General features: G+C 42.3%; 14 protein-coding genes. 4 read left to right on the top strand and 10 right to left on the bottom strand.

The window, feature by feature from the left end:
• From IM322_RS23655 to IM322_RS05840, 9 genes are all read right to left on the bottom strand, one after another.
• Nucleotides 1-193 (bottom strand): hypothetical protein (locus IM322_RS23655; protein ID WP_287675330.1); only part of this gene is annotated, 193 nt, incomplete at its 3' end.
• A gap of 97 nt (nucleotides 194-290) precedes the next feature.
• Nucleotides 291-1,658, bottom strand: a complete 1,368-nt coding sequence (gene rlmD, locus IM322_RS05875; protein ID WP_287675328.1) for a 23S rRNA (uracil(1939)-C(5))-methyltransferase RlmD — start codon at nucleotides 1,656-1,658, stop codon at nucleotides 291-293.
• A gap of 2 nt (nucleotides 1,659-1,660) precedes the next feature.
• Nucleotides 1,661-2,113: a DUF29 domain-containing protein gene (locus tag IM322_RS05870; RefSeq protein WP_286823801.1), complete on the bottom strand. Its 453-nt coding sequence runs from the start codon at nucleotides 2,111-2,113 to the stop codon at nucleotides 1,661-1,663.
• A gap of 56 nt (nucleotides 2,114-2,169) precedes the next feature.
• A complete protein-coding gene (locus IM322_RS05865) occupies nucleotides 2,170-3,864 on the bottom strand; it encodes a helicase HerA domain-containing protein (protein WP_287675327.1) in 1,695 nt (564 codons plus the stop codon).
• Nucleotides 3,865-4,129: 265 nt separating this feature from the next.
• The gene (gene menA, locus IM322_RS05860) at nucleotides 4,130-5,041 is read right to left on the bottom strand and encodes a 2-carboxy-1,4-naphthoquinone phytyltransferase (RefSeq protein WP_287675325.1); all 912 of its coding nucleotides are present in this window, start codon (nucleotides 5,039-5,041) and stop codon (nucleotides 4,130-4,132) included.
• Nucleotides 5,042-5,625: 584 nt separating this feature from the next.
• Nucleotides 5,626-6,198 (bottom strand): Uma2 family endonuclease, encoded by a 573-nt coding sequence (locus IM322_RS05855; protein WP_286823797.1) that lies wholly within the window; start codon nucleotides 6,196-6,198, stop codon nucleotides 5,626-5,628.
• Nucleotides 6,199-6,244: 46 nt separating this feature from the next.
• A complete protein-coding gene (locus IM322_RS05850; RefSeq protein ID WP_287675322.1) occupies nucleotides 6,245-7,258 on the bottom strand; it encodes a WD40 repeat domain-containing protein in 1,014 nt (337 codons plus the stop codon).
• Nucleotides 7,259-7,294: 36 nt separating this feature from the next.
• Nucleotides 7,295-7,537 (bottom strand): DUF5678 domain-containing protein, encoded by a 243-nt coding sequence (locus tag IM322_RS05845; RefSeq protein ID WP_286823795.1) that lies wholly within the window; start codon nucleotides 7,535-7,537, stop codon nucleotides 7,295-7,297.
• 7 nt (nucleotides 7,538-7,544) lie between these two features.
• The gene (locus IM322_RS05840; RefSeq protein WP_287675320.1) at nucleotides 7,545-7,976 is read right to left on the bottom strand and encodes a DUF29 family protein; all 432 of its coding nucleotides are present in this window, start codon (nucleotides 7,974-7,976) and stop codon (nucleotides 7,545-7,547) included.
• Nucleotides 7,977-8,384: 408 nt separating this feature from the next.
• Between IM322_RS05840 and IM322_RS05835 the strand changes: the two genes are divergently transcribed.
• From IM322_RS05835 to IM322_RS05820, 4 genes are all read left to right on the top strand, one after another.
• On the top strand, nucleotides 8,385-8,870 hold the full coding sequence (locus tag IM322_RS05835) for a choice-of-anchor C family protein (protein ID WP_287713138.1): 486 nt from the start codon (nucleotides 8,385-8,387) through the stop codon (nucleotides 8,868-8,870).
• A 3-nt stretch (nucleotides 8,871-8,873) separates the two neighbouring features.
• Nucleotides 8,874-9,089: a PEP-CTERM sorting domain-containing protein gene (locus IM322_RS05830; protein WP_287675316.1), complete on the top strand. Its 216-nt coding sequence runs from the start codon at nucleotides 8,874-8,876 to the stop codon at nucleotides 9,087-9,089.
• Between the two features lie 212 nt (nucleotides 9,090-9,301).
• Nucleotides 9,302-9,559, top strand: a complete 258-nt coding sequence (locus IM322_RS05825) for a type II toxin-antitoxin system HicA family toxin (protein WP_024968852.1) — start codon at nucleotides 9,302-9,304, stop codon at nucleotides 9,557-9,559.
• On the top strand, nucleotides 9,534-9,755 hold the full coding sequence (locus tag IM322_RS05820) for a type II toxin-antitoxin system HicB family antitoxin (RefSeq protein WP_024968851.1): 222 nt from the start codon (nucleotides 9,534-9,536) through the stop codon (nucleotides 9,753-9,755). The genes IM322_RS05825 and IM322_RS05820 overlap by 26 nt, the downstream gene beginning before the upstream one ends.
• An 87-nt stretch (nucleotides 9,756-9,842) precedes the next feature.
• Here IM322_RS05820 and IM322_RS05815 read toward each other — a convergent pair whose 3' ends face one another.
• Nucleotides 9,843-11,219: an MlaD family protein gene (locus tag IM322_RS05815; protein WP_287675313.1), complete on the bottom strand. Its 1,377-nt coding sequence runs from the start codon at nucleotides 11,217-11,219 to the stop codon at nucleotides 9,843-9,845.
• Nucleotides 11,220-11,229: the final 10 nt, after the last annotated feature.

Genomic DNA, 11,229 nt, shown 5'->3' with positions numbered 1-11,229 from the left:
TGTTCGGGTGTGGGGTAAAATCGAAACGAGTAGGCTTTTTCCATGTCTCACATTTTAGCATATATTTGGTAAATGCGCTAGTATTTAACGGTAAAGCCGTCGTAGAACGACGGGGTTTCAGACCCAAAATTTTCGATGATTGATCTACACACCAATCGAGAATCAAGGCAGCTTTGAGCGAGTAGTTAATCAAAAAAGTAGTTGACTGGAACGGGGCTTAATATGCTATTATCCTTAACCATTGACTTTTCAGCCATAAACGGCTAAAGGATCGGGTTTTTCCCCTTATTTCATCCTACCATATTCGCTGTTTTTTGTCTAAGAAAAGCAGCGCATTCGACGTGGGGAGTTTGGGGAAAGAAATCGGCGGTTTGCACTTCTAGTAGTTGATAATCGCCTGTTTGACAGAGATATTGCAAGTCTCTGGCTAAAGTTGCACTTTGACAACTGATATAAACAATGCGTTGACTTTGCAGCTGTAACAGACTATCGAGGACAGATCGATCGCAACCTTTGCGGGGCGGATCGAGTAGAATAATGTCGGGTTTAACTGTCAGTTGCGGTAAAGTTTTTTCTACTGCCCCCAAAATAAAAGTTGTGTTGGTAATATTATTTAATTGGGCGTTAATCTTGGCTCGATCGAGGGAAAAGCTATAGGATTCTAGTCCAATCACCTCTTTAACCCGTTTAGCGAGGGGTAAAGTAAAAGTACCGATGCCACAGTAGGCATCAATAAGAATTTCTTCACCTTTAAGGTCTAATTTCTGACAAATAACCGCAAATAAGGCTTCAGCAGCCTCTGTATTAACCTGAAAAAAGGTATCGGCAGCCAATTGATAGGTTAATCCGGCGAACTTTTCGGTAATATAGTCCCTTCCGGCGATAGTTGTGGTCTGACTGCCAAAAATAGCATTACCTCGATCGGGGTTATAATTGACGGTTACACCGACTAAATAGCCGTATTTTGCCAGCCATTGCTGCGCCTGTGCCTCAATTCCCTGTAAATTATTATCGGTACTAATCAGGGTTAATAAAATTTCTCCCGTGTGGCGGCCAATTCTTAGGGATAAATGGCGTAATTGTCCTTGATGGGTCTTTTCATCGTAAATTGACCAGCCTTGCTCCTGAATGTCCTGTTTTATCTCTGCTAGAAACGGATTTAAAGCCTGATCTTGAATCGGACATTGATTGAGATTAATCAGATGATGGCTGCTGCGACGATAATAACCCGCTTGCACATTGCCGGTGGTGGAAAATCCGAGGGGATAGGTAGCTTTATTGCGATAAGCGAGGGGAGAATTACCGGTGAGGGGAGGATAAACCAAAGGCTCGGTAAAACCGCCAATTCTGGTTAATACCTCTTGTACTTGCTCTTTTTTGACCAGGCGCTGAAATTGATCCTCGATGTGTTGCCATTGACAGCCACCACATTTATCGGCGACAATGCAGCGGGGACGGATACGATGGGGAGAAGCCTGTAAAATAGTTTGTAGTTTGCCGATCGCATGACTTTTTTTGATATAGGTGATGCGAGTTTGAATGCGATCGCCAATGACCGTATCCGGCACAAAAATCACCTGTCCTCGGTATTTTCCCACACCTTCGCCCGTATGGTTGAGGTCGGTAATCTCGATCTCGATTAAATCACCTTGTTGCATAGTTAGGGAAACCAGTTTTCATCCAGGGTTTCTGCTGGGGTAATAATGACTTCTATAGGAATTTCTTGCTTGCTCAATTTCGAGACTATTTGCCTAGCTTTTCCATAACAAGAATCGAAAATTTCGAGGAGATAAGGTTTTAAACTAGGACTGTCTTCCAGCAGATCGGCAATTTGAACTCGGAAATTAATAATTGCCGCTTCCCATTTATTCGCATTATACTCTCTTTCCGTCTGCCAATAAACTAACTTGAGCAGATGCGCTAATAATTGAATTAACAAACTTTTGAGAGCGTGTCGATTATTTTTTCCCATACTTGCTAATTCCTCGATCAGATTAGTCCAGTCAACCGAGGCAAAATCCTCCTGTCGTAATTGGTTAACGGTTGTCTCGATCCATAGCTGAAAATCTCGATCGTATAAGCTGATCTTCGAGATCGGTATTTGAGCGGTCATGGGAGGTAAACAGTAAAAACAATCCAACTCTATTCTACAATCAAAAATTAATTTTTCTAAAATCCTAGATCGGCTTTAGCAATTTTGGCTGCCGCTAATACTTCCTCATCGGGTAATTCTCGCCAGTCGGTCGCACCTATTTCAGCATAGAATTTTTGATCGTAGGCGCGAGTACGAATTACTACCGGCATAGGGACCGCATGACCTAAAACTAAAGCTTGTTGTTTTGAGTCTAATTTCGCTAAAACCGAACGCAAACTCCCCCCCCCAGAAACCCCTGTAAATATGGCTTCTATGTCCTTTTCATCGTTTAATAAACAGGTGATTCTTGTCCCTACCTGAGACATGACTTCGTTATCAATTCCTGAAGGTCTTTGGTCAACAATTAAGAGAGTAACAAAGTATTTTCGCATCTCTCTGGCGATGGTTCCAAAAATAGTTTGATGTACCACGGCAGAATCGAGAAATCGATGAGCTTCTTCAATGGTAATCACTAACTGTTGCGGCCGATCAACGGGGTTTTTGGTTTGTAAAAAATATTCAGCTTTTTTAACATAATTAGCATGAATCCGACGGGTGATCATATTGGTGGCTAACATATAGGAAAGCATATTACTTTGGGAGCCAAATTCAATGACAACGTGCTTACCTGCATCTAAAGCTTGTAAAACCTGATCGATATAATTGTGGGGACAAACAGTTTTTAAATATTTCAAACTATCTAGACGCATTAATTTTCTCTGGAGGGACATAATTGATCCCGCATGGCCCTGTTTTTCTGTACAGAAGATTTTAATGTCCTCGTTACTCATATTTAATAACTGAACGATCCAAGATTCTCCATACTCGTTATAGAGAATATTGGCATTATCTAAACTAGCTTCCGAGATGCCTAATTCCCGACCGATTAAACGAATATCCTCGATTTCAATCTGATTATAACTTAAGAATAATTCCTGCGCTCCTCGTACTCCCCGGCGTTTGGTAGAATCGGGATCGAGGGTATAAATTTCCACCTGTCCGGGGAATAATTGAGATAATCCTTTCACCGTAGAAACATCCTTCCCTTCTTTCATCGCTTCCCAACCGTATTCCGAGTGCATATCAAACATGAGGTTAACCCCTGCTTGTTTGCGAATAATGCCCGAAATTAGTAATCTGGTTAAAAAGGATTTTCCTGTCCCCGATTTGCCAAAAACACCGTTACTACGTTCCACAAAGCGATCGAGATTAATACATATTGGCACGTCCATGTCAAGGGGTTGACCAATGGCAAAATTCTTTCTGGTGGGGTCATCTTCCCAACCGAAAACCATGCGAAAATCCTGCTCACAAGCTTCATAAACTTGGCTAAAATGAGACGGAATAGTTTTAACTGGCAGTAATTCTAAATCGGCGCTAGTTTGGGGTTGAAAAGAGCCTAAAGAAGTGTCGGAAACTGCGGGGGAATTACCTTCAGTTGGAGTAAACATGAGCATAGGTGATAGTTCAATAGTACCATAAGTACCGCTACCCGCCAAAACATCGCGCATAAAACTATCATCGGGATGGGGAGGATTCGCGATAATCCGGGGACTGGAGTTACCCAGGGAGACATCGGTGAGGAGACAGAAAAAACGCGATCGAGTGCCTTGCACAACCAAAAACTTACCGACGCGCATATCTTCCACGGAAATATCCGGATAAAGACGGATTTCTAAACCTTCACTCAGGGAACCTTGAATAACCGATCCGAGGGGTTGTTCACTCATGCTAACCTTGATTTGTGGCGATTAATTATGAATTATGAATTATGAATGAGGAAGTGTTTTCAGTGATCAGTAAACAGTGAACTTAAAACTCAAATCTGATAACTGATAACTGATAACTGATAACTGATTCAAGTCGGTTAATTTTTTTTCGGTCTATCCTGTCTAAAAATGAGGGGTTCGCAGGCAGGCACGGATTTCCATTATGAATACAAGTATATGTCAAGTGGCGGGGTTTTGTCAAGGGGTTTAAGAAAAAAAATCCGGTTTATGAACGGGAAGCAAGGAAATAGCCAAGGGAGAAGAGAATGCCACTAAAAAAGTGAAGATTAACCGCTATAAACTTGCAGTTACTGACTAGCTGAGGTTGGTCGTGATTTTGGTTAACGTGGCGGACTAATTGCCAAGCGAAAGGGAGACTAAGGAAGATTAAAAGAGTGAGAGGGGGATAAACTTGCAGCAGGACAAAAACTACCGTTAAAACGTAAACGAGAACCGTCACTACGGTTAAAACTCTAGAACCTTTTAAAGTACCCAAACGGGCAATAGGTGATTTTTTACCTGCTTTGAGATCATCGGCGACTTGATGGAAATGGGAACAAAAAAGGATGATAGAAGTGGTAATCCCGATAATAATTGAAGCCGCTAGACTAGAGAGAGAAAAAGCACCGACTTGGGAATAGTAGGCAGCGGCAATCGCCAAGGGTCCAAAAGTAAAAAAACAGATAATTTCACCTAATCCTTGATAACCGAGACGGAAGGGAGGACCTTGATAGGTATAGCCCAAAAAACAGCAGAGGGCGATTAATTCTAGGAGCATCCAATCGCCTCGCCCATAACTAATGGCAAAAATACCGGCGATGCCTAATAATAGAAAAAGATTACTCAGCCAGAAAATCAAAGATTTGTTACCGGTTAAATTAACAATCGAATGGGCTTTATTGACATCGATCCCGGTATCGGCATCAAAAACATCATTACTGAGATTTAACCAAGCGAGAATTAAAATAGCTGAGAGGATAAAAGTGGCAAAAATCGGGGGAGAAAATAGACCTGTTTCCTGATAAGCGATCGCTGTTCCCAGAATAATCGGTATAATTGCCACACTATACATTGGTGGTTTAATGGCTGCTAACCAGAGTTTTTTGGGCGAGGGAGTGGTGACAGTATCGGTGGTCATAGTTAAATAGGGTTTGCGGCAAAAAGTTTTTCCTAGGAGTAGGGTGTAGGGTGTGGGTTTATACCCATTTTTAGGTGGTCAATTACCTAATTTTCAGGGAAAAAGTCCTTGAATTTCCCCCCCGATAACTCCAATGGCCGGCACTTTTTGATTTCAAAAAGGCCTAAAGATATTATCCAACAAGGTTTTTAGATTTATTCAGCAAACCCTAGATAGTTCCTCAAAATTGAGATGCGCCCAACCGGACAGGGCCCGTTTTAGTGTTAAACCGAAATTTTCGCTAATCTCGCCCTGAGCTTAGTCGAAGGGTTAGACTTTGGTTTTGGCTTTTTCTGGCAGTTTACCACGGGTAGCGGCACCAGCTAAACCCAGACCTGATCAACCGATAGCAGTCATAGTTCCGGGTTCAGAGGGGTCAAAAACGGCAAAAATAAGGATTAAATTGCCTAAAATCTGTAAATAGACCATTTAATTGATTATTATTGATTCTTAATTCTCCTGACTACTGACTACTGACGACTGACGACCGACTCCTATTTTGATTTTTACAAGAGGTCTGATCATACCTCGGTTTTAAGGATATTTTACTCAAAAATAGAGATAAATAGACTAAAACCGGGTAAGACATCCTCCCCGCTTAAATTAGCGGGGAGTTCTATAATTTCTACGGGTTGCTGAGGACGATAAATTTCCACTTGTTGTTGTTGAGGATTAACTAGCCAACCTAATCGCAAACCACTGTGGAGATATTCCCGCATTTTAGCTTGAATTTCCGGGAGGGAATCGCTACGGGAGCGCAGTTCAATAACGAAATCGGGGCAAATAGGCGGGAATTTCTCCTGTTCTTCTCGACTCAGAGCTTGCCAACGGGTTAAACTCACCCAAGCGGCATCGGGAGCGCGATCTCCGCCATTCGGTAAACGAAAAATCGTCGCTGAACTAAAGACTTTACCCAATCGGGTTTGATGATTCCACAACCAAAGTAAACCAATAAAATCGGCCTCTCGGTTGCCGCTAATTCCCCCAACAGGTGGCATCACGATTAATTCTCCTTGAACGTTTCTTTCCAGTTGCCAATCTGGGTTAACTTGACAGAGACGGTAAAACTGCTCATCGCTGAGATTGACTGTATCTAAGTTTAAAATCACTGCTGCCATGGCTATATTTCGCCCTAGAAAACACTCTAGTCTTAATTATAGTCAATTAGATTCCCCGCCACAGTGCGATCGCACCGTCTTGATCTCCAGTGACTAACCAACGACCATCTTGACTGGCAACCATCCTTAAGATGACGTTTCCCTTCAGGGTATTCAAGTGCCGACGGGTATTAACATCCCAAAATTTGACGGTTCCATCCCCGGAGGTGCTGGCCAAAACTTTGCCCCCATCGAGCAGGGCCATATCGGTAACAGCGTCGTTATGGGCGAGAATAGTAGTGGTGCCGATGCCGCTTTTCACTTGCCAACCGCGGATCGAACCGTCTTGACTAGCAGTACCGGCGGTATTACCATCCTTGGAAAAAAGCACCCGATAAACGGGGAATAAATTACCCGCATAGGCACGAATAAAGCGACCGGTACTCACTTTCCAGAGTTTAACGAAGCCATCGTAATCGGCGCTAACAATTCCTTCACCATCGGGACTAAATGCGATCGCTTGAATGGGATGATTATGGCCGCGCAGGATTTTTAACAGTTTCCCCGTCTGAAAATCCCAGAGTTTAACTGTACGATCCCAGCTACCCGTGGCCAAGGTTTTACCATCGGGAGAAATAGCGGCATCAGTAACGAGAAAAGCATGGCCGGGATAGGTCATTTCTAATTTTCCCGTGCGCGTATTCCAGCGTTGCACTTTTCCCCCCGCATCGGCAGTTACGAAACTCTCACCATCGGGACTAAATTGGATAGCGTTAACGGTATCACCTAGTTGCCACGTCCTGAGAGGTTTTTGAGTTTTTAGGTCCCATTCCCTAACAGTACCGTCAAAACTACCACTCAGCAGCAGGGAGTTATCGGGACTAATGGCCAAAGCATAGATGGGATCCTGATCGGCTTTTAAAATAGTAACCCGTTCGACCGTCTGCCAAGGCAGGATTTCTGCTAGGGGAGACGCTTGCGGAGTGGTGATTTTCTCTTTTTCCTGATTGACTGCACAACCACTGGATAGCAACAGCAGCAATAATAACGATAACGTCGGTTGATAAAGGGTTATTTTCATAGAATTTTGCCGTTGTCAAAATCAACTTAAACTACTTTAAACTTGAATGGGTAAAATTTGAATAGAATAACGACAACGAGGAACAAGATAAATGACAAATTCTTGATTGGTTGTGTTGGCTTGTTCCAGAACATTCTGTAAATTTTCACCGTGAGCAATCACCCCTTTTTCATTATAAGCGATGTATTTATTCTTATATAAATCAAGCACAGTGTCACGATTTTTGTTTAACCAACGTAACATTTCTTGGGCTTGTTCTTGAGAGATTGAGTCTGTCATAATCTTTCTAGGGAGAGAAGGTTTTGATTAAAAGGAAAGCATCGCTAATCAGTTTATTTTTGTCAATTATAGCTTCAATTTGCTCCGATTGATAACGACCCGCTTCGACTTCTAAAGAAGCCGCATCTAAAGCATTAAGATAAGCATCGTTTAAAGTGTCTGTTAATTCCTCATCACTTAAATAATATCCTGCTGCTTTTCGGCGTTTATTTTGGCGTTGAATTTCTCTAACACTATTGCGAATGGAGACATCCCAAGAACGAGTGGTTCGTTTTTCTGCCTGTTGTTTAATTAAATGAAGTAATAAGATAACAGCATAACTACGAATGGTGCTAATAATCCCATTTTTGCTCATATCTTCAAGTTCTTCTACAATCGCCAGTGAACCTTTAATATCACCTTTTAAGAGCAAAGCTTTTAATTCTAAAAGTTCTTCCATAATCCAATTTATTCCCCGAAATATACCTTAATTATATCTTGCCACAAGTCTCTCTATCCAAAAGCTCATACCTGACTGGGTAGGTGGGTTGGGTTAAATATTCAGATAGACTTAAATTAGATTGAAGGGAAAAACCGAATACCCCCATGGGGTTATGGTGATAAAAAAAATTTATCAATCATTGTAGGATGGGTTAGACGGCACTAAGTATTAACAACGAAGGATGGGTGATCAATCCGTCGTAACCCATCTTCCCAGAATTTGTAACAACTATAAACATTTTGCTCCCAATATCCAAGAAAACCAAGCGAATACTTATCAAACAAAGAATAAGAGAGCCAAAAATTTAATTATTTCTTAATCTATTTTAAGCTTTTCTGTGCTACATTTCCGATTGTTCTCCTAAGAATGGAATTTTCAAAAATGACTCAAAGATTAGCAAAACTAATGATTTTCGGGGGGGGTAAGCATAGCTTATTAAAACTCTCCATTGCTTCCTCTGTCTTTGCGATTAGTGCTTTGATAGTCACCCCTGTACAAGCGACAAATTTGATTCAAAATGGCAGTTTTGAGACGGCTACCGTCAACCTTGGTTCTTTTCTACAACTTGATGCTGTTTCCACAGTAATTACAGGATGGACGGTTAGCCAAGGAACAATCGATTATATAGGTACAGCTTGGCAAGCTTCTGAGGGTGCTAGAAGTCTTGATCTACAGGGACTTGCGAGTGGTGGAATTCAGCAAACATTCAACACAACCATCGGCGAGACTTATCGGGTTACTTTTGACCTGGCCGGTAATCCAGACGGAAATCCTACTATTAAAGAGATGAGAGTGAGTGCAGGAGGAAATTCTGCTGACTTTTCTTTCGACATAACAGGAAAAAGCAATTGAAATATGGGATGGCTATCAAAATCTTGGGATTTTACCGCTAACAGTACAACCACTACCCTTGAGTTTATCGGTTTAGGCAACTCAGATGCGGGAGCTGCTTTGGATAATGTCTCAGTGATAGCTCTTTCCTCTCCTTCTATTCCCGAACCTTCATCAATGCTAGGATTATTGAGTTTAGGAGTATTAGGAATTGGTTCTGCTTTAAAACGTCAATCTTAATCTCTTTTTATCTTTTTAACCCATCTAAACTAGGTGGGTTAAATTGAATATATTGTAGGGGCGAATTGCATTCGCCCTCTTTTAAGTAGGGAGGCACAATTATTTGTAGGATGGGTTAGCGGTAGCGTAACATAATCGGGCGTTGGGTTTCATGCTTCAACCCAACCTACGTTCTTTAAGCTAAAATAGATTGAGTTCGTTGTGATCGATCGATGGGAAAAAAAGAAAAACTGCTAGAAAAGGCCAAAAACTCGCCTCAAGGATTACGTTTTAGCGAATTTGAGAGTTTGCTTAATCTTTGCGGTTGGACTTTTGACCATCAAACAGGAAGTCATCACATTTGGTATTCATCTAAGAGAGTCCGTATATCTATTCAACCGACAAAAAACGGTGAAGCGAAAGCTTATCAAGTTAAACAATTTTTAAAAATACAGGAGGAAGAAAATGAATCGAACAACCGAGGATTTTAACGGTTTTAGCATTAATATCTTCCAAGATGAGGAGGGAGATTGGGTAGCATACTTAGTAGAAATGCCTAGCGTTTCCGCTTTTGCTGATAGCCCCCAAACAGCACTCAATCAATTAATTTTAGCTTGGGAAGGCGTTAAAGAAAGTTATCGTCAACATGGTGAAGAAATTCCTCATTTAGCTATGACAAAAAATTAGGCAAACTGTTGTGTATTTAAACTGAGTCTTGAAAATTTTAGTACAAATGCTCAGACTTTTTTTCCTAACCCCTTACCCCAAATTCTGCTACTCAGATTCAGGTTTCTTAGCGTCTTTTTCTGGGGTATTAGCGGCGGTATTTGGGGCTATTGTCGCAATTTGGGCGGCCATTCTTGTCATTGCTTGACCTTGGGCGAATTCCTGCTGTAGTTGTTCGCTAGAAGAAACCAAACGACTTAAACCTTGAATTAAGCGGATAATTTCCTGACGCAGTTGCGGATTACCGGTAATTTCATCCACATCCGAGGTGATTTTCTGAAGATTGGCAAAAGCAGCGCGAGAGGAGTCGAGGAGTTGCTGTAGGGTGACAACAGTGGCAGGATCGGAGAGATAAGCGGTAAAATTACCCAAATTTTCGCTTAATTTAACAGCATTTGCCGAAATAGTGTTTAAATTCTCAATAATTTGGCTTTTCTGCACTTGCGTCAGGATGGGATCCAAAGCAGCGAGAGTAGTTTGTAGGCGATCGCTAGTAGTTTTGATACTATCGAGAGTGGTAATTAAACGATTTTGATTAGCTGCCAAAAAAACCCGCAGTTCTTCGGTAGTTTGGCCCACCAAAAGCAGCGTTTTTCGGGCCTCCACTAGGGTAGCGTCTAAATTTTTCAGACCGCCACTTCCCTGTAAACTTCTCAGTAAAGTAGTCGCTTCCTGACTCAATCCCCCGACACCGGAAAGATCACTAGAAAGGCGATCGAGGGAACCGGATACTTGGGGTAAGGATTCTAGGGATCTCATCCCCGAATTAAGTTTACCTAGAGTACCGCTGCGACGAACCTCGCTTAAAGCGGTGGTTGCCTCACCACTAAAGCGATCGAGTCCCCCCAAGGCATTGGCAGCGCGTTGGGTAAAGGAACGAAATCCGGCCACCATATCGGGATCACTAACTAGATTAGAAATTCTCAGTAAAGATCTGATCAAGGTATTGACATTTAGCGCCGATTGCCCTTGTAAACGGGAACCGTTACAGATAATCACTTCCCCATTGCAGTTAGGACTCAAAGGGGGTTCTTTAACACCACCGACGGGTAAAGCTTGCAGGGGAGTAATATCGATCGTGGTTTCACCCACTAAACCGGATTGAATGGCTTCGATGAGGGAATTACTGGGAATTAGGCGATCTGCGGGCGAAATCTCCACTTCTACGGCGACTCCCTCGGGTTCTGGGGTAATTGCCGTCACTTGCCCGATTCTCACTCCCCGATAACCGACGCGGGTTCCCACCATCATGCCACCCACATTAGGAAAAAGGAAGGTGACTCGATAACTGCGTCCCCCGAAGCTAAAATTACTTAACCAGGCGATAAACCAGATTAATATTCCCCCCGATGCCAGTAACATTAAACCGATACCACTTTGCCGCAGAGTTGGGGAAATCCCCTGTTGTGAACCGCCAGCTTCCATAAATAATTAC

The organism is Microcystis sp. M109S1, assembly GCF_020247025.1.
Classification (GTDB): domain Bacteria; phylum Cyanobacteriota; class Cyanobacteriia; order Cyanobacteriales; family Microcystaceae; genus Microcystis.
Note: the sequence above shows the minus strand (reverse complement) of the source record. Positions and strands in the feature narration are given on the sequence as shown.